Origin of the sequence: Flavobacterium sp. CYK-55 (assembly GCF_018413465.1) — a bacterium.
In the GTDB taxonomy this organism is placed as follows: Bacteria; Bacteroidota; Bacteroidia; order Flavobacteriales; family Flavobacteriaceae; genus Flavobacterium.
This window is the reverse complement of the sequence record NZ_JAHCDK010000005.1, coordinates 111871-135145: the sequence shown is the minus strand read 5'-3', so window position 1 is coordinate 135145 and position 23275 is coordinate 111871. Positions and strand designations below refer to the sequence as shown.

At 41.6% G+C, this 23275-nt stretch carries 17 protein-coding genes and 1 tRNA gene; 14 read left to right on the top strand and 4 right to left on the bottom strand.

All coding sequences use genetic code 11. The features are described 5' to 3' along the window. The first annotated feature begins 45 nt into the window (after positions 1–45). From KIH23_RS07845 to KIH23_RS07815, 7 genes are all read left to right on the top strand, one after another. On the top strand, positions 46–2349 hold the full coding sequence (locus tag KIH23_RS07845) for a glycoside hydrolase family 65 protein (protein ID WP_213212774.1): 2304 nt from the start codon (positions 46–48) through the stop codon (positions 2347–2349). A gap of 139 nt (positions 2350–2488) precedes the next feature. Beyond that, on the top strand, positions 2489–4327 hold the full coding sequence (locus KIH23_RS07840; protein WP_213212773.1) for a glycoside hydrolase family 13 protein: 1839 nt from the start codon (positions 2489–2491) through the stop codon (positions 4325–4327). 6 nt (positions 4328–4333) lie between these two features. Then, entirely contained in the window at positions 4334–6721 is a 2388-nt protein-coding gene (locus KIH23_RS07835) for a TIM-barrel domain-containing protein (protein WP_213212771.1), read from the top strand. A gap of 1 nt (position 6722) precedes the next feature. Next, a complete protein-coding gene (locus KIH23_RS07830; protein WP_410505129.1) occupies positions 6723–8408 on the top strand; it encodes an alpha-amylase family glycosyl hydrolase in 1686 nt (561 codons plus the stop codon). 60 nt (positions 8409–8468) lie between these two features. Further along, the gene (locus KIH23_RS07825) at positions 8469–9152 is read left to right on the top strand and encodes a glycerophosphodiester phosphodiesterase (protein ID WP_213212769.1); all 684 of its coding nucleotides are present in this window, start codon (positions 8469–8471) and stop codon (positions 9150–9152) included. Beyond that, a complete protein-coding gene (locus KIH23_RS07820; protein ID WP_213212767.1) occupies positions 9149–10387 on the top strand; it encodes an NAD(P)/FAD-dependent oxidoreductase in 1239 nt (412 codons plus the stop codon). Before KIH23_RS07825 ends, KIH23_RS07820 begins: the two co-directional genes overlap by 4 nt. Before the next feature lie 48 nt (positions 10388–10435). Next, the gene (locus KIH23_RS07815) at positions 10436–13102 is read left to right on the top strand and encodes a T9SS type A sorting domain-containing protein (RefSeq protein ID WP_213212765.1); all 2667 of its coding nucleotides are present in this window, start codon (positions 10436–10438) and stop codon (positions 13100–13102) included. A 37-nt stretch (positions 13103–13139) separates the two neighbouring features. Here KIH23_RS07815 and KIH23_RS07810 read toward each other — a convergent pair whose 3' ends face one another. Further along, on the bottom strand, positions 13140–13616 hold the full coding sequence (locus tag KIH23_RS07810; RefSeq protein WP_213212763.1) for a TspO/MBR family protein: 477 nt from the start codon (positions 13614–13616) through the stop codon (positions 13140–13142). Between the two features lie 92 nt (positions 13617–13708). Here KIH23_RS07810 and KIH23_RS07805 point away from each other — a divergent pair, with 92 nt between their 5' ends. The 5 genes from KIH23_RS07805 to KIH23_RS07785 all read left to right on the top strand — a co-directional run bounded on the left by KIH23_RS07805 (position 13709) and on the right by KIH23_RS07785 (position 18100). Further along, the gene (locus KIH23_RS07805; RefSeq protein WP_213212761.1) at positions 13709–14824 is read left to right on the top strand and encodes a diphosphomevalonate/mevalonate 3,5-bisphosphate decarboxylase family protein; all 1116 of its coding nucleotides are present in this window, start codon (positions 13709–13711) and stop codon (positions 14822–14824) included. A gap of 88 nt (positions 14825–14912) precedes the next feature. Then, entirely contained in the window at positions 14913–15851 is a 939-nt protein-coding gene (locus KIH23_RS07800) for a mevalonate kinase (RefSeq protein ID WP_213212759.1), read from the top strand. Between the two features lie 24 nt (positions 15852–15875). Next, entirely contained in the window at positions 15876–16832 is a 957-nt protein-coding gene (locus tag KIH23_RS07795; protein ID WP_213212757.1) for a geranylgeranylglycerol-phosphate geranylgeranyltransferase, read from the top strand. Between the two features lie 47 nt (positions 16833–16879). After that, a complete protein-coding gene (locus KIH23_RS07790) occupies positions 16880–17740 on the top strand; it encodes a pseudouridine synthase (protein WP_213212755.1) in 861 nt (286 codons plus the stop codon). Beyond that, positions 17741–18100: a nuclear transport factor 2 family protein gene (locus KIH23_RS07785; protein ID WP_213212753.1), complete on the top strand. Its 360-nt coding sequence runs from the start codon at positions 17741–17743 to the stop codon at positions 18098–18100. Between the two features lie 28 nt (positions 18101–18128). Here the strand turns inward: KIH23_RS07785 and KIH23_RS07780 are convergent. Further along, a tRNA-Leu gene (locus KIH23_RS07780) sits at positions 18129–18210 on the bottom strand. A gap of 163 nt (positions 18211–18373) precedes the next feature. Between KIH23_RS07780 and KIH23_RS07775 the strand changes: the two genes are divergently transcribed. After that, on the top strand, positions 18374–19762 hold the full coding sequence (locus KIH23_RS07775; RefSeq protein WP_213212751.1) for a dipeptidase: 1389 nt from the start codon (positions 18374–18376) through the stop codon (positions 19760–19762). A gap of 168 nt (positions 19763–19930) precedes the next feature. Here KIH23_RS07775 and KIH23_RS07770 read toward each other — a convergent pair whose 3' ends face one another. Next, positions 19931–21175 (bottom strand): glycosyltransferase family 4 protein, encoded by a 1245-nt coding sequence (locus KIH23_RS07770; protein WP_213212750.1) that lies wholly within the window; start codon positions 21173–21175, stop codon positions 19931–19933. Positions 21176–21311: 136 nt separating this feature from the next. On the opposite strand from KIH23_RS07770, the gene KIH23_RS07765 reads away from it, so the two are divergent. After that, positions 21312–22412 (top strand): DUF4407 domain-containing protein, encoded by a 1101-nt coding sequence (locus tag KIH23_RS07765; RefSeq protein WP_213212748.1) that lies wholly within the window; start codon positions 21312–21314, stop codon positions 22410–22412. A gap of 225 nt (positions 22413–22637) precedes the next feature. On the opposite strand, the gene KIH23_RS07760 is transcribed toward KIH23_RS07765, so the two are convergent. Next, entirely contained in the window at positions 22638–22994 is a 357-nt protein-coding gene (locus KIH23_RS07760; protein WP_213212746.1) for a hypothetical protein, read from the bottom strand. Between the last annotated feature and the right edge of the window lie 281 nt (positions 22995–23275).

Sequence of the window (23275 nt, the reverse complement as noted above, 5' to 3'; positions counted from 1 at the left end):
CCCAAAAACAAACCACAAGCATAAACAAAATTAGAGAAGAGAAAAATGAATCAGGATTACATTCAACCAGATAATTGGTCTATTATTGAAGAAGGATTTGATGCCGCCCAAGTAGAATCATCTGAAAGCCTTTTCAGTTTGGGCAACGGCACCATGGGACAGCGAGCCAATTTTGAAGAAACCTACTCAGGTTCTACCTTTCAAGGAAGTTATATCGGAGGCGTATATTACCCGGACAAAACCAAAGTGGGCTGGTGGAAAAACGGCTATCCGGAATATTTTGCCAAAGTACTCAACGCACCCAACTGGATTGGCATTGACATCACCATCAACGGCGAAGTGCTTGATTTAAATCAATGTAAAGAAGTCAAACGTTTCCGTCGTGAACTCAACATGAAAGAAGGCTGGTATCATCGTTCGTTTGATGCCACGCTCCAAAACGGTGTTGAAATTGCCGTAAACGTTCGTCGCTTTTTGTCGCAAACTTTAGACGAAGCCGGATTGATTCGCTTTGAAATTACTCCGCTCAACCAATCGGCCACCATCGTTTTCAAACCTTATCTCGATGCCGGCGTAACCAACGAAGACGCCAATTGGGAAGAAAAATTCTGGGAACCGCTTGAAGTAAAACACCAAGGTGACTCTGCGTTTGTAACCGCGCGCACTTTTAAAACACATTTCATTGCGACCGCGTTTATGAATAACCGTGTGTTTCTCAACGCAAGCGCCACCGGAAACGCCACCGAAATCGTCGAGGCCAACCACGAAAAAATACAATTCCAATATACGGTACAAACGGCTCAAGGCGCCACGGCATCCATCGAGAAAATCGGTGGTTATACCGCGTCAATGAACCACGACAACACCCAAACAGCGGCTGAAAAAGTGATTGCTGCAGCTTTAGCCAAAGGTTTTGACGCTTTGCTTTCTGAACAGATTCAATCTTGGGGCAAAATCTGGGAAATGTCAGACATTACGATTGACGGCGATGTCAAAGCGCAACAAGGCATTCGCTTCAACATCTTTCAGCTCAACCAAACCTATTCAGGCAAAGATTCGCGTCTGAACATCGGCCCGAAAGGATTCACCGGCGAAAAATACGGCGGCTCTACTTATTGGGATACCGAGGCGTATTGCATCCCTTTTTATATGGCCACCAAAGACCAAGAAGTGGCGCGCAACTTACTCACGTATCGCTACAACCAACTCGGCAGAGCCATTGAAAATGCTGAGAAATTAGGCTTTACCGGTGGCGCAGCGCTTTACCCGATGGTTACCATGAACGGCGAAGAATGCCACAACGAGTGGGAAATCACCTTTGAAGAAATCCACCGAAACGGCGCCATCGCTTTTGCCATTTACAACTATTACCGTTACACTGGCGATTATTCATACATTCCTGAAAAAGGACTCGAAGTACTCATCGGCATCGCGCGCTTCTGGCAACAACGCGTGAATTTCTCAACGGCCAAAAACCAATACGTGATGTTGGGTGTGACCGGTCCGAATGAATACGAGAACAATGTCAACAATAACTTCTACACCAATTATATTGCTAAATGGTGCTTAGAATATACCGCTGAGCAAGTGCGCAAAGTGGCTGCTGATTACGCTTCAGACTATGCCCGCATCGCACAAAAAACCAACATCTCAGAAACAGAATTACAAAGCTGGGAAAAAGTCGCTCAGAACATGTATTTCCCATACAGCGAAGAACATCAAGTATATTTGCAACAAGACGGTTTCTTAGACAAAGAACTCGTGCGTGTGGCCGATTTGGACCCGAAACAACGCCCGATCAACCAAAAATGGTCTTGGGATAAAATCCTTCGCTCACCTTATATCAAACAAGCCGACGTTTTGCAAGGATTCTATTTCTTTGAAGATCACTTCAGCATGCAAGAACTCGAAAAACACTTTGATTTTTACGAGCCGTTTACGGTACACGAAAGCTCGCTTTCACCTTGTGTTCACTCAATTCAAGCAGCCATTTTAGGCAAAATGGATATGGCCTACACCTTCTACCTCAGAACTTCGCGTCTCGATTTAGATGATTACAACAAAGAAGTCAAAGAAGGCTTGCACATTACCTCAATGGCCGGCACTTGGATGAGCATTGTTGAAGGTTTTGGCGGCATGCGTGTCAAAAACAACCAATTGCATTTCAGCCCGCGCATTCCTAAAGAATGGAACGGCTATTCGTTTAAAATCAATTTCCGCCACCAAATTTTAGAGGTGTCGGTACAGCAAAATCAAACCAAATTCGCTTTAGAAGGCGATCGCGAAATCACCGTGGTGGTCAACGGCCGTGAAGTAACGGTCGAGCCCAACGGTTTGGTAACGGTTTAGGGCGTCACCCTGCGGGTCGGGCTGTCCGCTTTATCTTTTGATGCCGCCCCAAAAGCGGCATCAAAAGGATATCGCTCCCATCCCTGACGCGGGTCTCGTTCCCCAAAAAAACAGCCAACAAACATCAACCAAAACCTATATGAAAAAATTCCTTTTTCTTTTATTGCTGGCTGCCTCGGCCACCGCACAACTTCAAAAAATCGAGCCGCCTTTTTGGTATGCCGGCATGCAACATGCTGATCTGCAAATTATGTGTTACGGCCCCAAAATCAGCCAATACAAGGTGAGCACTTCAAACGGAGTCGTTATTAAAAACATCCAAAAAACCGAAAATCCCAACTATGTTTTCGTAACGGTAGATACCCAAGGTTTACCGGCCCAAACTTTTGATATCAACTTTACTGCTGAAGGCGCCAAAAAACCCGCTTTTACCCAAAGTTATGAGCTCAAAAAACGCCGCGAAAATTCGCGTTTGCGCAAAGGTTTTGATGCCTCTGATGTAATTTACCTCATCATGTCTGACCGCTTTGCCAACGGAAACCCGGCCAATGATTCAAGCCCATCGCTCACCGAAAAAGCCGATCGAGCCAATCCCGGCGGACGACACGGCGGCGATATTCAAGGTATGATCAATCATTTAGATTATTTGCAACAATTGGGCGTTACTGCTTTGTGGCCCACTCCGCTGTGCGAAGACAACGATGCCAAATATTCATACCACACCTACGGTCAATCAGACGTTTATAAAATTGATGCCCGCTACGGAACCAACGAAGAATACGTGGCGCTATCGAAAGCAGCTCATGAAAAAGGCATCAAACTCATCATGGATTACGTAACCAACCACTGGGGCGCCGAACATTGGATGCTCAAAGATTTGCCTTCGTATGATTGGATTCATCAGTTTCCGGGTTTTGCCCAGTGCAACTACCGCATGACTTCACAGTTTGATACGAATGTTTCTGAAGCTGACAAAAAACTTTGTGTAGACGCTTGGTTTGTTAAAAGCATGCCCGATTTGAATCAGTCGAATCCGTTGTTACTCAATTATATTACACAAAACGCACTTTGGTGGATTGAATATGCCGATTTAGACGGTTTTCGCGTAGATACTTATTCCTACAATGACAAACAAGGCATCGCTCAATGGACCAAAGCCATTACCGATGAATATCCGTATTTCAATATCGTGGGCGAAGTCTGGATGTACAGCCAAGCGCAAATGGCTTATTGGCAAAAAGACAGTAAAATTGGCGCGATTGAAAGTTACAACTCGTATTTGCCGAGCGTCATGGATTTTACTTTGCAAGATGTTTTATCTTCGGTATTCAACGAAAACGAAGCAACTTGGGACAAAGGCGGCATCAGGATTTACAACAATTTCACCAATGACTTTTTGTATCCCAACCCAAACAATTTGCTCACCTTTATTGAAAACCACGACACCACTCGTTTTAATGAACTTTACAAAAACGATTTTCAGAAATATCAAATGGCCTTGACCATCATGGCTACCGTTCGTGGAATTCCACAGATTTATTACGGTTCTGAAATAGGCATGAGCGGCGATAAAAACAAAGGCGATGCTGATATTCGTCGCGATTTTCCGGGTGGTTGGAAAGGCGATACCAACAATGCTTTTAGCGCAACGGGACGCACTGCTGAACAAAATCGATTTTTTGACTTTACCGCAAAACTTCTGAATTGGCGTAAAAACAACCCGGCAGTTCACTTCGGAAAAATGAAACACTATTTGCCTGACAACAATGTTTATGTGTATTTCAGATATACCGATGATCAATCCGTGATGGTTTTGGTCAACAACAGCAACAAAGCGCAAAGTGTCAAAACCAGTCGTTTTCAAGAGAGCATTCAAAATCACACCGCGGTTTATGATGTACTCAACCAAAAACGTTATGAATTGGGCTCTGAAATAAACATCGATGCCAAATCAGTGCTTATTCTTGAGTTGAAATAATTAGCTATGAAAAAAACACTTGCCTTTTTACTCGTTTCGTGCGTAGCCATCGCGCAAAATGCTTCGCGAAAATATATCTCGCACACTTGGTCGCAAAACATCCTTGAAATCAAAACTTCAGATGGCGCTTACCGAATTGAGCCCTACACCGAAAGCATGGTCGAAACCTCGTTTATCCCAACCGGAGAGCGCTTTGACAGCCATTCATACGCAGTGGTTCCGTCGGCCAAAAAACCAGGTTTAAAAGTCAAGTTTACCGACAATAAAAACAAATTGTCTTTGCAGTGTGGACAGCTCAATTTAGCCATTGACAAGACGCCGTTTCAGATACATTATCTGCAAAACAATTCCGAAATACTCTCTGAAAAAGAAGGATTTACCAAAGTCAACGACTCCACCCAAACCATTTCATTGAACATTGAAGCCGATGACCAACTCTACGGTGGCGGCGCGCGCGCTTTGGGCATGAACCGCCGCGGAAACCGTTTGCAGCTTTACAACCGAGCGCATTATGGTTACGGAACCCGCGCTGAACTCATGAATTTTTGTATTCCGCTTGTGCTGGCTTCAAAAAGTAACAACCGTTATTATGCCGTTCACTTTGACAATTCAGCCATCGGTTACCTCGATTTAGACAGCCAAAAAAACAACACGCTCCGTTATGAAACCATCTCAGGCCGAAAAACCTATCAAGTTATGGTGGGCAATAGCCTAACTGATTTAACCCAGAAATATACCGGCCTCACCGGAAAACAACCTTTGCCACCGCGTTGGGCTTTTGGAAATCTGGCGTCGCGTTTTGGCTATCACAACCAAAATGAGGTAGAAAACACCATTAGAAAATTCCAAGAAAATCAAATTCCGGTGGATGGAATCATCCTTGATTTATATTGGTTTGGCAAAACAGTTCAAGGTACGATGGGCAATCTAGATTGGGACAAAGACAATTTTCCGAACCCTGAAAAAATGATTTCAGATTTGTCTGCCCAAGGCGTTCAAACGATTCTGATTACCGAGCCGTTTATTTTGACCACTTCATCCAAATGGCGCGAAGCCGTAGATAAAAAAATCTTGGTTACCGACAAAACCGGTAAACCCTGTACTTGGGATTTTTACTTTGGCAATACATCGCTGGTGGATGTGTTTAAACCCGAAGGCAAAGACTGGTTTTGGAATGTATACAAACGCCTGATTAAACAAGGTGTTGGCGGTATGTGGGGCGATTTGGGCGAACCCGAAGTGTTTCCGTCCAAAGCTATTACTGCGGCGGGCAAAGCCGATGTGGTGCACAATGTATACGGACATCAATGGGCCCAACTCATTGCCGAAGGCTATCAAAAAGATTTTGCCAATCAGCGACCGTTTATCTTGATGCGCGCGGGTTATTCAGGCTCACAGCGTTTTGGGATGATTCCGTGGAGCGGCGATGTAAGTCGTTCATGGGATGGTTTAAAAAGCCAAATGGAAATTTCTTTGCAAATGGGCTTACAAGGTTTGGGTTACATGCATTCTGATTTGGGCGGATTTGCCGGCGATTACTTTGACAACGAACTCTATTTGCGTTGGTTGCAATACGGTGTTTTTCAGCCGATTTTCAGACCACATGCCCAAGAAGACGTAGCCTCAGAAGTAGCCCGAAAAGATATCGCCACCATGGCTCAAGCCAAAAAACTGGTTGAGTTGCGCTATCAATTGATGCCTTATAACTACACGCTCGCTTTTGAAAACAACCAAACCGGTATGCCACTGATGCGTCCGGTGATGATTGAAAACGCATCAACCCAAAGCATTTCAGACAAAAGCTATTTATGGGGCCATGCTTTTATGGTAACGCCCATCAGCCAAGCCGGCGTAACGAGTAGTTCGATTACATTTCCGAATGACAAGCGCCATTGGTTTGATTTTTATACCGAACAAAAATACAGCAGCAACAGCACTGAGAACGTGAACTTTGGCGCAGATCATATTCCGGTATTTGTAGCCGGCGGAAGTTTTGTGCCGATGACCCGAACTTTTGCCAACAGCGCACAATATTCGTTCAGTGATTTGATGATTCATTATTATTACGATGAGGCGGTGCCAACTTCAGACGGACAAGCCTATAACGACGACGGAAAAACGCCTCAAGCCTTTGAAAAAGGCGCCTATGAATTGTTGAAATTTTCGGCCAAAAACACCGCGCAAAGCATGCGCATTACTTTGAGCGACGAACTGGGTAAAAACTATCAAACTACAGATAAAAAAGCCACATTAACCATCCACAATATGCCTATGAATATCAAAAAAATTACGGTGGATGGTCAAGAAGTTTCAGCTAAAATGTCAGGGCATAAAGCCGAAATCCCGATGTTGTGGCACAAAGGTTCGACAATAGAAATTCAAATTCAGTTTTAAAATGATAATCAAAAAAATAACTCTGTTTTTTATCGGACTTATCCTGTTACAGCCCGCCATGAATTCAGCACAGACCCAAAAGAAAAAACCGACTAAAAAAATCGCTCAGACCAAAATGCCTTTTGTATGGGAAGGTGCCAATTTATATTTTTTGATGACCGATCGGTTTTGCAACGGAAACCCTAAAAAAGAAATCTATTTAAACAGAACCAAGTCCACGGCAAAACTCCGCGGATTTGAAGGCGGAAACTTGCGCGGCATTATTCAAAAATTAGACGAAGGTTATTTTGAGAAATTGGGTATCAATGCTATTTGGTTTACTCCAATCGTAGAGCAGATTCACGACGGAGTGGACGAAGGCACCGGGCTTACTTATGGTTTTCACGGCTACTGGACGCGCGATTGGACAGCGCTTGACCCCAATTTCGGCACTAAAAAAGATTTAGCCGAACTGGTAAAAAAAGCACACGCCAAAGGAATCCGCATCATGCTCGACGGCGTGATCAATCATACCGGACCGGTGACCGAAGTTGATACCGTTTGGCCTTCTGATTGGGTGCGCACGGGCCCGCAATGCAAATACGACAACTATGAAAATACCACGGCTTGTACTTTGGTTAAAAATCTGCCGGATGTATTAACCGAAAGCAATCAACCGGTAGAATTGCCTGCTTTTTTAGTTGAAAAATGGAAAAACGAAGGACGATACAACCAAGAAATGGCTTCACTGGATGCTTTCTTTAAAAGAACCGGATATCCGCGCGCGCCTCGTTATTACATCATCAAATGGCTCACTGATTACATTGCCGAGTTTGGCATTGACGGATACCGCGCCGATACGGTAAAACATGTTGGTGAGGCCGTTTGGTCTGACTTCAAAACACAATGTGATTACGCTTTTGCGCTCTGGAAGAAAAACAATCCAACCAAAGTTCTTGACAACAACTCGTTTTACACCATTGCCGAAGTATACAATTACGGCATCAGCGGTGGTCAAGATTTTGATTTTGGCGACCAAAAAGTCAACTATTTCAAACACGGATTCAACAGTCTGATCAATTTTGAATTCAAGTGGAATGCCGCGCAACTCGGTTATGAAGCCATGTTTTCTAAATACAACCAACAGCTTCAAGGTCCGCTTAAAGGCTATAGCGTTTTGAATTATCTTTCCTCACACGACGATGGTAAACCTTTTGATGCCGACCGCAAAAAAACCTACGAAAGCGCCAACCGACTGTTGCTTTCTCCAGGCATTGCTCAGATTTATTACGGCGATGAAACGGCGCGCTCACTGGTGGTTCCGGGCACCGAAGGCGATGCTACTTTGCGCTCGTTCATGAATTGGGACGATGTGGCTTCAAATCCTGATACGAAAAAAATCTTAAATCACTGGCAAAAACTCGGGCAATTCAGAAAAAAACATGCGTCGGTTGGAGCTGGTGTTCATGAGCAAATCTCTGAAAAACCTTATGTGTTTTCAAGAACCTACAGCCTAGGAAAAATCCAAGACAAAGTGGTGATTGCCCTTGAACTCAAACCAGGCGAAAAAGAAATTCCAACCGGTAAAATCTTTAAAAACGGAACTCTTGTAAAAGATGCTTATTCGGGTAAAACCGCTATGGTAAAGAACGGAAAAATAAAATTCAACACCGAATTTGATTTATTGCTGCTCGAAGCACAAAAATAAAACCCTGAAAACGCCGCAACATTCAGCGGTGTTTTTTAGTTTTACCGCTTAGTTAAAAGTATGAATCAACCACGCATCATCGGACATCGCGGAGCCGCCGGACATTTGCCTGAAAACACCATCGTTTCATTTAGAAAGGCTTTTGAATTAGGTGTTCACGGTATTGAACTCGATGTTCATTTGAGCGCTGATGGTTGTGTCGTTGTTTTTCACGATGAAACTTTAGACAGAATGACCAACGGTTTGGGTGCTATTTCAAATTATACTTCGGCTGATTTAAAAAAACTGACCATTGACAAAACACACGAGATTCCCACTTTGGCTGAAGTTTTTAGCGAATGTCCGAATGAAATTTTAATCAACATTGAAATTAAAGATTCAAAAGCTACTGAGGCCGTTGTTCGTTTAATTTCACAGGAAATAAAATCCGGAAGAAGTGATTCAAATATTTTGGTTTCGAGTTTTGATTGGAATATACTCAAGCTTGTCCGAGCAATGAATGCTGATATTCAGTTGGGTGTTTTGACCGAAAAAAATATTGACGCGGCCATTGATTTTGCCCAAAGCATTCAGGCGCTGAGTATCCATCCGAACCACCGTTATCTAACTGATGAAACGGTTTTGAAAATTCGTGAAAACGGTTATCAAATTCACACTTGGACCGTTAATGAAAGCGCCGATATTGAACGCATGAAAAGTTTAAACGTTGATGCCATCATCACCGATTTTCCGGATAGAATATGAAATCACATTACGATATAATTGTTGTGGGCGGAGGTGCCGCTGGTTTTTTTACAGCCATCAACATCGCTGAGTTAAAACCTGAAAAGCGAATTGCGATTCTGGAACGCGGCAAAAATGTACTTGAAAAAGTGCGCATTTCGGGCGGCGGACGCTGCAATGTCACGCATGCTTGTTTTGTTCCCGATGAGCTGATTCGGTTTTATCCGCGTGGCGAAAAAGAACTCCGCGGACCGTTTCATCAATTCTGCTCGGGCGATACCATTGAATGGTTTGAAAAACACGGCGTTGCCTTAAAAATTGAAGATGATGGCCGCATGTTTCCAACTTCAGATTCATCACAAACCATCATCGATTGTTTTTTAGAAGCGGCCAAAAATAACAAAATTGACATCCTGACCGGACAAAGTGTACAGTCGATTTTTAAATCAGAAAAACATTGGAAGATTGATACGCCGAACCAAAATTTTAGCTGTGACCAACTGGTGATGGCTACCGGAAGCAATCCGAAAATCTGGGAATTGCTTGAAAAAATGGGGCATTCTATTATTGCTCCAGTTCCGTCGTTGTTTACGTTTAACATCAAAGATCCGCGCATTAAAGAGCTTATGGGGCTTTCGGCTTTGGCTCAAGTAAAGGTCAAAGGCACAAACCTTGATGCTTCGGGCCCGCTACTGATTACGCATTGGGGCATGAGCGGACCGGGTATTTTGCGACTTTCGGCATGGGGCGCTCGTATTTTGGCCGACAAAAATTATCAATTTGCGCTTGAAGTGAATTGGCTCAATGGCCTTGATTTTGAAAGCACCGAAGATGTACTCAAAACTTTTAAATTAGATTTAGCTAAAAAAGTTGTTGCTAAACAATCGCCGTTTGCCTTGACAAATAATTTGCCTATTGATATCAGAATGCCCAATCGCTTGTGGGAAAAACTCACCTTTGCTGCGGGAATTAACGCGGATGAAAAATGGGCCGACCTCAATAAAAATCAAATCAAAAAACTCGCTCAAGAACTTTTCGGCGGCGTTTTTCAAGTGAATGGAAAAAGCACTTTTAAAGAAGAATTTGTGACTGCGGGTGGAATCGATTTGAGGGAAATCAACTTTAAAACCATGCAGAGTAAACTGCACGAAAACTTATACTTTGCGGGCGAAATTCTCAATATTGACGCTATTACCGGCGGATTTAACTTTCAAAATGCTTGGACCGGAGGATTTATCGTGGCTAAAAATATTTGATTTACTTATTTAAAAATCAATATATTTGGTTGACTAAAACCAACCGCTATGAAAAACCGATTACTCTTTACCTTATTATTGAGCTTGTTTTTTTTGCCTTTTACACAAGCAAGTTCCAACAATATTCATCCAACACAAAACAAAACTACACTTCTTTGTTCAGCTCCTACCGGTTTTAATTATTCCTATGTGAGCGGAAGTAATAATGTTCAGCTAACTTGGTCTGACAATAGTGCTACTTCTTGGGAAGTTATTGTGCAAGGCAATAACAATGCGCCTGCAGCTGAACAAATAGGTCAAACAACCACAACAACATCATATACAGCAGTAAATTTAGTTGCGGGAGATGCTTACTATTTTTACGTTCGATCAGTTTGTAGTGATGATACTAAGAGCGATTGGATTTTAGGCGCAAGTATTCCGGTTTTTTATACACATTCACTTAATGACAATCCGGGACAAGCTATTCAATTGGCAGTCAATTCAGGGGTGACTTGTTTTAATGTCAATTCATGTGTGATTTCTGGAGCGTCAAATTCAAGCATTGCTGATCCAACCTGTGGCGCGGCCATCAATGATGTTTGGTATAAATTTACAGCTTCAAACACTAGACATGTTGTAACTATTATCGGAAATTCATCTATTTCAATGGCGGTATATATGGGTAGCCCGGACAACTTAGCCTACATTGGTTGTACCAACGCCGGCACCAGTGGAATGGATTTCTCTTCATTTACAGCAGGACAAGAATATTACATCCGCACTTGGAGCAATACAGCATCGCTACAAATTTCAACTTTTGATCTGTGTATAAAATCAGTAAGCGACTGCCCTAACAGTGAACTTTTTTGTGGTAGCAATCCGAATGACCCCTATATTTTTGAAAATGTAACCAATGTTTTTTCAACGGGTCAAGTTGCTTGTTTGGGCTCTGCTCCTAATCCAAAGTATATTACCTTAAAAGTAACCGAATCAGGTCCGCTTCAATATCAGATTTTCCAAAACACAACTTTTGACACGAGTGGTAATCCATCCGGAAATAATATGGATGTTGACTTTGTGGCTTGGGGTCCTTTTACCGATGTTGACAATTGTGGTCAAATTGATTTTGTTGATTGTCCGACTTGCCCAAATAATAGTAGTAACCCAACTTTTTATCCGTTCGGAAACATTACCGATTGTAGTTACAGTGCTAATTATGTTGAAACTTTAAGTATCCCTAACGCTATTGCCGGTCAGTACTATAAGCTATTGATTACCAACTTTAGCAATCAACCCGGATACATCAGGTTAACCCAAACTAATTTTGATCAACCCGGTTCTGGTAGAACAGCTTGCGCAGACAAACTCCAATTGATAGCTTTTGTTGATTTAGATAATAACGGTGTGAAAGATGTCAATGAGTTTAATTATCCACATGGAACTTTTGACTATCAGATAAACGATACCTCAGAGGTGGTTCATGTGAGTTCGCCAACGGGCAAATATGATTTATTCGATTCAAACCCGGCCAACAGTTATGATTTTAGCTATCAGGTTTACCCAGAATATGCAACACATTATACTTCTTCGGCTACCTATAGCAATTTGAATGTTGCTGTTGATCAAGGTGTACAAACTATATATTTTCCGATTATACCTATAGGCGGAGCATATGTAGAGCCTTCTGTAGGATTGAGTTCAGTAAACGCTCCGGTTCCGGGCATGAACTATGTGGTGCGTATTATTTATAAAAACGACGGAAATTCCATTGTTTCTGGAACCATAACTTTTACTAAAGATCCTCTTCTGACCATCAGTAGTGTTTCGCAATTTGGTCTTGTTTATACCCCGACAGGGTTTAGCTATGATTTTACAAATTTGGCGCCGTTTCAAACCAAAACGATTGATGTAGCTTTGAGTGTACCAACGATTCCAACGGTCAATATCTGGGATTTTGTAACCAACTCTGTACAAATATCTACTGCTGCTTCTGATGCTAATCTTGACAATAATACCCAAACACTTACTGAAGCAGTTGTCGCATCTTATGATCCGAACGACAAAATGGAAGTTCATGGCGGTCAAATTTTGATTTCAGATTTTGACAATTCAGATTATCTTCAATATACCATTCGTTTTCAAAATACCGGAACAGCCAATGCTATTAACGTACGCGTGGTAGATATTTTAAGTGAATTACTTGACGAGCAAACTCTACGTATGGTGAGTGCTACGCATAATTACACCATGCAAAGAATCAACAATCAATTGTCATGGAGTTTTAATAATATTCAACTAAAACCACAATCACAGAGTGAAGAATTGAGCAAAGGTCAGTTGGTGTTTTTGATCAAACCGCGTCCGGGTTATCAAGTCAATACCGTTATCAGTAATTTGGCGAGCATCTTCTTTGATACCAATCCGCCGATTATAACCGAAGAAGCCAAAACTACTTTCGTAAATGCTTTGGCCAACCATCAGTTTACAGATGAAAATTGGAGCATCTATCCGAACCCTGCAAATGGTTTGATACAGATTGAGCTTTCAAAAACAACTGATCTTATTAAAGAAATTGAGTTAACCGATTTGTTAGGAAAAACCGTCTATCGCAAAACAAACATAAAAGATAGTCAGCAAACACTTGATATTTCAAATTTATCGCAAGGTGTTTATCTGGTTTCTATTACAACGCAAAACGATTTCAAACAAGTCAAGAAGTTAGTTGTACAATAAAATCTTTAAGAATCTCATCCCAAAAAGATGAGATTTTTTATTTATTGAGCCACCAAATAGACGCATTGAGCAATCCGGCAAAAGATACCCAAGCCAAATACGGCAACATTAAATAACCCGAAACTTTGTCAATGCCTTTAAATTTGAGGTAGGTTTCATAAATCATCAACCAAAGCAGCAACAATTCTATCATGGCCAAAAAAGGGTTTTGCCAATAAAAAAACAGCACAGACCATAAAGCATTCAGCGCAAGTTGAATCCAAAAGAAAAGAAGTGCTTTTTGAACCGCTTGCTTTTCAAAATCAACTCTTTGCCAAACTTTGCCGGCAGCAACACCCATAAACATGTAGAGCAAACTCCAAACGGGTGCAAAAATCCAAGCCGGCGGATTAAAAAAGGGTTTTTCTAAAAGCGGATACCAAGTAGTGACAGAACTGCGTGTAGCCATGCCGGAAAAATATCCAACGGTAAGACAAGTGGCTACAAAAACAGCAATTTTAAGATATCGATTCATATGATTTTTTTTCAAAAGTACAGATTTCAATACAACTTGTTTGTTGGTTTTTTACCGTTGTGAAAAAAAGTATCTTTGGCAAAAAATAATCGATGCACACACAAAAGGATTTTATGGCTCCAAGATTTGATTCTGATATAAAATCAGCTGAGTTTTGTTGGAGCGCACCGAGTAATATTGCACTGGTCAAATACTGGGGGAAATTAGAAAATCATTTGGATACTGATGGTTTGCCCATGAGCCAGATTCCGGCCAATCCGTCGTTGAGTTTTACTTTGAGTAATTGCAAAACGATTACTTCTGTGGCTTTTGAAAGAAAAATTCCAGACGAAAATTTCGCTTTTGATTTGCTTTTTGAAGGGCAACCCAAAGAAGATTTCAAACCCAAAATTCAAAAGTTTTTAGAGCGCATTGAAATCTATTGCCCCTATCTCAAAGATTTTCATCTGAGCATTGACACTCAAAATACCTTTCCGCACAGCTCGGGCATTGCTTCTTCGGCCTCAGGAATGGCTGCCTTATCGATGAATATCATGAGCTTAGAACGCGCACTCAACCCAGAAACGACCGATGATTATTTTTATAAAAAAGCATCGTTTTTGGCGCGATTGGGCTCCGGAAGCGCATGCCGAAGCATCAAAGGTCAAGCCGTGGTTTGGGGAAAACACACCGAAATTCACGACAGTTCTGATTTATTCGGCGTGGCATTTTCAGAGGCGATTCATCCGAACTTTAAAAATTATCAAGACACCATTTTGCTCGTGGATCGCGGCGAGAAAAAAGTATCGAGTACCGCCGGACATGATTTAATGCACGGACATGCGTTTGCTCATAAAAGATTTGAACAAGCCCATGAAAATCTCTCGGCTTTAAAAACCGTTTTACAGAACGGCGATTTAGAAAAATTCATCACGATTATAGAAAGCGAAGCGCTTACTTTGCACGCCATGATGATGACCTCGGTTCCGTATTTTATCTTGATGCATCCCAATACTTTAGAAGTGATCAATCGTATTTGGAACTTTAGAAATCAAACCAAAATTCCGGTAGGTTTTACTCTAGATGCAGGCGCCAACGTACATATTTTATATCCCGAAAACGTTCGCGAAGAAGTTTTACAATTTATTCAGAACGAATTAGTTGGCTATTGTCAAAATGGTCAGTATATTTGTGACGTTGTTGGCGATGGAAGTCAACGTATTGGCTAGTTCAGTCATGACCACAACATAATATTACCTATAGCGTTATTGCTCCATAAAGAATAATATCCATTGAGTTGCTAATTGTCTAAAAAGAATGAAAGGACCACTTTTTTACTCAAAAATTCTTCTCTTCGGAGAATACGGAATCATCAAAGATTCAAAAGGTTTATCAATTCCTTATAACTTCTACAACGGAGCGCTTAAATTAGACGGAAACACTTCGGCTGATGCGGTTCGTTCCAATCAAAATCTTCAACGATTTGCCTCACATTTAGAAACTTTGCAATCAGAGCAACCTGAATTGGTTCAGTTTGAAATTGAGGCCTTGAAAGCTGATATTGCACAAGGCATGTATTTCGATTCAAGTATTCCGCAGGGTTATGGCGTGGGCAGTAGTGGTGCTTTAGTAGCTGCGATTTACGACAAATACGCTAAAAATAAAATCACTGTTTTAGAGAATCTTACCCGTGAGAAACTCTTACAACTCAAAAATATATTTGGTCAAATGGAATCGTTTTTCCACGGAAAAAGCTCCGGCCTTGACCCGCTCAACAGTTATTTGAGCATTCCGATTTTGATCAATTCTAAAGACAACATTGAAGCTACCGGAATTCCAACTCAAAGTCTTACCGGAAAAGGCGCCGTGTTTTTGCTCGATTCAGGCATTGTAGGCGAAACCGCTCCAATGGTCAACATTTTCATGGAGAACCTCAAAGATCAAGGATTTAGAAGCATGCTCAAAAATCAGTTTGTCAAATATACCGATGCTTGCGTTGAGAACTTTTTGGGTGGCGACATGAAATCACTTTTCTCCAACACCAAAAAACTTTCAAAAGTGGTACTCAACCATTTCAAACCAATGATTCCCGAAGAATTTCACGGCATTTGGCAAAAAGGTATTGACACCAACGATTATTATTTAAAACTTTGCGGTTCTGGCGGCGGCGGCTATATTCTTGGTTTTACCGAAGATTTAGAAAAAGCCAAAGCTTCGCTCAAAGATTACAAATTAGAGGTCGTTTACCAATTCTAAAATCAACTCCGGAAAATTCCCCTTATGCTCAGCCGAAGAAAACGATTGTTTCTGATGAAAATTGTCAGTTTGTTTTCGGTGGTGCGCGGCTACAACATTCCTATTATTGTTATCGCGCAATACTTATCGGCCATTTTTATTTTGGCGCCGGGCAAAAGCGCGCTGTCTATTTTACTCGATTACAGATTATTTGTAGTGGTTTTGGCTTCATCAATGGCCATTGCTTCGGGCTACATCATCAATAGTTTTTACGACAGTCAGAAAGATTTGATCAATCGCCCCAACAAATCAATGCTTGATCGATTGGTGAGTCAAAAAACCAAATTGCAGGTTTATTTTTCTTTAAATTTTCTGTCGGTTTTATTGGCTTTCTTGGTTTCGTGGCGCGCGAGTTTGTTCTTTGCGAGTTACATTTTTATGATTTGGCTTTATTCGCACAAACGAAAAAAATACGCGATGTTCTCAAACTTGATCGCATCATTTTTGGCGATTTATCCATTTTTTGGCATCTTACTTTTTTATTATTACCGACTTCCGCTCTACGAACTTGAAAACCACCGAAATGATTTTGCGGTTATTTTTAGTCATGCTGTGTTTTTGTTTTTGCTTTTGCTCGTGCGCGAAATGATCAAAGACTTAGAAAATATCAAAGGAGATTTGGCCAACGGCTACCGAACCATACCAGTACTTTTTGGTGAAAAAACATCTAAAACAGCCATTACTTTATTGTTGATACTGACTATTGTTCCAGTGTATTTCTTGGTCAATATTTTTGATGTTGGGTATATGGATTTGTATTTCTATGCCGGTTTTATGGTGATGATTTTCTTCTGTTTAAAACTCTGGAAAAGCCAGCAGCGTGAAGATTATTTGCTACTGCACAACCTGCTCAAGTTTTTAATTGTGGCTGGCGTTTGCTGCATTGTGCTCATTGATCCGATGGTTCTGATTCACGGAAAAAGACTGCTGCAAACCATTTAATATCAGCGCGGCCCGAAATAAAAGCTATCTTTGCCGAAAATTTCGTCATGAACCAAAACAATCGCTCAGACAAACGACCTAGCAAACGACCAACTAAATCTGCTTATAGTTCGCCCAAACCACCTATGGAAAAGCGTTCTCAGAAAAAAAATACAACTGCCCCAAAAGCAGCAACCCCGACAGCCAAAAGCAAAGATTCAGATTTGATTCGTTTGAATAAATACATTGCCAATTCTGGTGTTTGTTCGCGTCGTGAAGCCGATATTTACATTCAGTCGGGCAACGTAAAAGTCAACAACGAAGTCATTACTGAAATGGGACATCAAGTCAAACCCGGCGATGTGGTTATTTTTGACGGAACCCAACTCACTCCGGGTAAAAAAGAATACATTTTGCTCAATAAGCCAAAAAACTTTACGACTTCAGTTGACGAGAGTGGAGAAAACCGAAACGTACTTGATTTGGTTCGTTCAGCCACCAATGCGGCTTTAGCACCCATTGGCCGAATGGACAAAAACACTACCGGTTTGTTGTTGCTCACCAATGACAACGATATGATTGTCAAGTTCAATCAAGCTAATCAAAAATCAATTAAAATTTATCAGGTAAGCCTCGATAAAAACTTAAAATTTGAAGATTTAGAAAAAATTGCTTCAGGTGTCACACTCGACAATCATCGTTTGTATGTAGAAGAAATCAGTTACATTGATAACGAACCCAAAACCGAAATCGGACTGAAACTCAGAACAGCCAACGTAAAAGTGGTGCGCAGTATTTTTGAACATTTTAAATACAATGTACTCAAAGTAGATCGCGTTGCATTTGCCGGACTTACCAAGAAAAATCTTCCGCGTGGCAACTGGCGTTTTCTGACACAACAGGAAATCATCAACCTCAAAAATTCATAAATGCATCCCAACGAAGTCATAGCCACACAATGGTTTGAAGCTTTTAACACGCATGACTTAGAAAAGTTGTTGCATCTGTATGATGACCACGCGCAACACTTCAGCCCGAAACTCAAAATTCGTCAGCCTGAAACCCAAGGACTCATTCAAGGGAAATCGGCCTTACGTGCATGGTGGCAAGATGCTTTTGACCGAATTCCGTCGTTGCAATATCAAGTCACTTCACTCACAGCCAACGATGAGCGCGTTTTTATGGAATATACCCGTATGGCCGACGGCGACCCAAACATGCTGGTGGCAGAAGTTTTAGAAATCAAAAACGGAAAAATCGTTTTTTCGCGCGTTTACCACGGCTCATAAAAAAGCCCCTCAAAACTGAGAGGCTTTGTGCGGGTGATAGGACTCGAACCTACACGCCTTACGGCACCAGATCCTAAGTCTGGCACGTCTACCAATTTCGCCACACCCGCGGCAATTGTGGCTGCAAATATAGATATATATTTTAAAAAACAAAACTATTTCACGATTCAATTCAGAATTGTTTTTGACGCAAAAACACTGGGTTTGTTTATAAAATTTAACCGCCTCATTTTTGAATATTTGTATATTTGGCCTAAACACATTCTCGTTTACATGGACTCTATAAAAAGTTACGTTCAACAACACCAAGAACGCTTCATCAATGAACTCATTGAATTGCTCAAAATACCATCGGTTAGTGCCGATCCGGCTTATGCCCAAGATGTAATTGACACGGCCGATGCGGTCAAAGCTTCTCTCGAAGCAGCCGGTTGTGAACACGTCGAGATTTGCGACACCCCCGGATACCCGATTGTTTATGCCGAAAAAACCATTGACCCTAACCTACCCACGGTGCTCGTCTACGGCCACTATGATGTGCAACCACCTGACCCAATGGACCTCTGGGATTCTCCTCCGTTTGAACCTGTCATCAAAAAAACCGAATTGCACCCCGAAGGTGCCATCTTTGCCCGCGGAGCTTGTGATGACAAAGGTCAAATGTACATGCATGTCAAAGCGTTAGAATACATGGTGCGCAACCACGAGCTTCCTTGCAACGTCAAATTTATGATTGAAGGCGAAGAAGAAGTCGGCAGTAAAAGCCTCGGTTGGTTTGTTGAGCGCAACCAAGAAAAACTCAAATGCGATGTCATTTTAATTTCTGACACCGGAATGATTTCCAACCAACAACCGTCTATCACTACCGGATTACGTGGCTTGAGCTATGTTGAAGTTGAAGTAACCGGCCCTAATCGCGATTTACATTCGGGTTTATACGGTGGCGCGGTGGCCAACCCGATCAACATTTTGGCCAAAATGATTGCTTCCTTACACGATGAAAACAACCACATTACCATTCCCGGATTTTACGATAAAGTCGAAGAACTCACCGCTGCCGAAAGAGCCGAAATGGCCAAAGCACCTTTTGATATTGAACGATACAAAAAAGCGCTCGACCTCAACGATGTTTACGGCGAAGCAGGCTATGTGACCAACGAACGCAACTCGATTCGCCCGACTTTAGATGTCAACGGAATCTGGGGCGGCTACACCGGCGAAGGCGCCAAAACCGTGATTGCCAGTAAAGCTTACGCCAAAATATCGATGCGTTTGGTGCCGCATCAAGATTGGGAAGAAATCACCCAACTATTCACCCAACATTTTGAAAGCATTGCTCCGGCCGGGGTTCGCGTCCAAGTAAAACCACACCACGGCGGTCAAGGCTATGTAACGCCTATTGACAGCATTGGTTACCAAGCAGCCAACAAAGCCTACACAGAAACCTATGGTGTTCCGGCCATTCCGGTGCGCTCAGGCGGAAGCATCCCGATTGTAGCCTTGTTTGAAAAAGAACTCAAAGCCAAAACCATCCTCATGGGCTTCGGGCTTGATAGCGACGCCATTCACTCGCCCAACGAGCATTACGGCATCTTCAATTTCTTAAAAGGCATCGAGACCATCCCGCTGTTTTACAAGTATTTCACCGAAATGTCAAAATAAATTCAAATCCGTCCACTGTGGCGGATTTTTTTATGGGCGTTCCCGCCACCGAAAACCTTCCTAAAAAGTAAAATTTGCCAGGGTGTCGGTCAGGCTGTACGCTTTATCTCGCGCTGCGCACGAGGATGCCGCTTCCATCCTTAACGCAAAATCAGCGGCTTTTTAAAATTAGGTGTTTTTATTTTTGGCCTCGATCCATTTGGCCATATAACGCGTACTGCCCAGCGTGTGGTGTTGCAAGATCTGCCCTAAAAAGTGTTTTTGTCTGTGCGCTTTTAAGTTCAAAAACAAAGCCTCTATGCGGTCTTTTAAAATCGCTTCGAACTTCTTTTTGTTGTATCGCGCCTGTAGCATTTCAATACCTGTTTTTTGCGCTTGTTGCCAAAGTGATTCATCGGTATACAAACGCACCGCCGCCGAGATAAACGCATCATCTTCATCAGCAATGAAACCATTCCACCGGTTGTTGATGTGCATGGCTTCGGCCCCGATGGTTGTGGTGACACTGGGCGTTCCGGCTTGCATGGCTTCAAGCAATTTACCTTTTACGCCCGCACCAAACTGAATCGGTGCCAACATAATTTTTGCCTCGGCAATTACTTCCAGCGCCGAATCTGCTCTGCCCATGATATAAAATCGCTCAGAAGGCTGATGCAATTGTTCTGCTTTGGGCGGTGTGTAAGCTCCGTAAATGAGCAGTGAAGCTTCGGGCAATTGTTTGCTGAGCTTGGGCCAGATATTTTTTTTGAGCTGCACTACCGCATCCCAGTTGGGCGGATGCATCAAATTGCCAATGAATACAAAGTTTTTACGCGCATCAAAACTCGGCCATGAGTGCATTTCAGCCTCAGAAATTTCATCTGTTAAAAACGGCACATAACACAGCAAATCAGCACTGATGTTGAATTGATCTATCAGCAAATCATATTCAAATTCTGAAATCACCAGCGATAAATCACAGCGCAAAATACTCGCAAGCTCACGTTTGGCAGTATCTGAATATAAATCATCCACCTCAAACACGCGGTTTTGCTCTGCGGCTTTTTGTCGGGCCAGACGCAAAAAATGGAGGTCTTCGGTATCGAGTATTCGCAATGCGTTAGGGCAATGTTCGGCCACACGCCAACCAAATTGTTCTTCAATCATAAAACGATCAAACAAAACCACTTCAGGATTGAGTTGCTGCACAAAATCATCAAAGCTTTCATCATTGAGCAAAACAGCTTGGGTTTGCACACCCATTTTGGCCAAATCTAAACTATACGGGCTTTGAGCTGCGGCACTCGCAAAAGTAATTTGGTAGTTTTCGCGCAAGAAAAAATCCACAAGTTGTTGCATGCGCCAGCCGGCCGCCGATGATTGCGGTTCGGGCCAGACGAGCCCAATAATGAGTAATGGTCGCTTTTGTTTCATGATTCTGCCTGCCGAAATTACAATTTTCGGCGCAGAGCTGTAAAATAAATTCCTGATTTATATCAATATGCCATTTTTGGCGTTAACTTTGTAACCATCATCATCAAAATCAGGCTTCGGCCACAAATCAATCATCATGTTACAATCATTCTTCCTACTGTGTTCGGGGGCAGACCGTCAGTTATTAAAAGGCTGTTCTGCGGGCGAACAAACTAAATTTGCCGGAATTGGCGCCACCGTTTTCTTTACTGCAGTTATGGCTTTTTTGGCGGCTGCTTATGCGCTGTACACTGTTTTTGACAATCCCTATTCGGCTGTAGCTTTTGGCCTGGTTTGGGGATTGCTTATTTTTAATCTCGACCGATTTATTGTATCCACCCTACGCAAACGCGACCACTTTTGGGCCGAATTCAAGCAAGCTTCTCCGCGAATTGTGTTGGCCATGATTATTGCGGTGGTTATTTCAAAACCGCTTGAAATTAAAATCTTTGAAAAAGAAATCAATACGGTTTTACTGCGCGAGAAAAACGCGATGACACTCAACAATAAAAAAGAAATTGCCGGTTATTTTCAGAGCGATATTGACAAAAACAAAAAGGAAATCGAGCAATATCAAGCTGAAATTACGGCAAAAGAAAAAGAAGTCAACACCTTGTATGACACTTATATTTCAGAAGCTGAAGGCACCAAAGGAACAATGAAATTAGGCAAAGGCCCAGTTTTTAAAGAAAAAATTGCCAAACACAATTTGGCCAAAACGGAACTCGACACTTTACGCCAAAACAACCTAAAACGCATTGCTGAGCGCGAGCAAAAAATCAAAACACTTCAGGCTAACCAAGAGCAAAAAGTCACGCAAACCCAACCTGTAATTGATGGTTTTGACGGACTCATGGCACGCATCAATGCTTTGAACAAACTTCCGTTGTTGCCTTCATTGTTTATTATGTTGTTGTTCTTGGCTATTGAAACCGCACCGATTTTAGCCAAACTGATGTCGGGCAAAGGTGAATATGACATCAAACTTGAAGATATTGAAGCAGCACTCAAAAGTACTTTGGCACAAGATCAACACCAACGGAAGTTACTCGTGAGCACAAACGCTGAGATGCATGACAAAGTTTACGCAGATATTGCGCAAGACAAAAAACTCTATGATTTGCAACGCAAAAAGGCAACCGAATTGTTAGAGCTGCAAGCCTCCGGTTTTGTAGAGAAACAGAAAAAAACTTTATAAATCAAAAAGTCGACAAGTTATTTGTCGACTTTTTTATTAATCATCAATTATTAAAACAACTCATTTCTATGTTTTTGTCCCTTGGGGGGGAATGAACAAAAACTCACTAGCTTCTGTTTGAAATAACCAAATAATTTAGTGAAACAACTTACTAATACTTAACTCAATTTAAATTGATGATCAAAAGGTTTAAACTTATTTCGTTTTATACTTTTAAATTTGAGATTATAGGATCTTTTTGTCAATTAATGTGCTGTTGATCTCTCGCAAAACTTCAACTTTTGTTTGAGCATAATCAAACATGATTAGGTCTTGATCAGCTATGTGACTAATTTTAAACTCAAGCATTTTAATCGGTGTACTGACAAAAATATTTCTCAGTCTTCCGCACGAATTTTTTAGCAAAATAAAATCCTCTACACTATTGATGATAAAGAAAAACGCGTCGTATAATTCAGGGTTGTCAATACAAAACTTTTTCTTGTATCCGCATGATTTTATTTCAACCGAATTCTCAAAGTTATACTTCATAAAAATGGAGAACGCTTTTGAGGTATCATAAACAAAAAAGGATTTCTTCATAGCAATTTGTTTTATATGTCAAAAGCAAAACTGTGACTGTAATCAACAATTCTTTTAATAAAAAGCACAACCCTCCTGTATTGATTCTTTTTAACAGGAAACGTTAAAGCTGAGCCGTCCTTGAATTCAATTTTAAACAAAAATGAATAAGAATTAATCATTAAAAAAAACGAGTAAAACAATACAATAAATACTAAGTATATTTTTGAGATGGTGTTTTCAAACAATTCAATAACAAGAAAAAAGAATAAAATATTGATTCCAGTTTTGCGATTAATCTT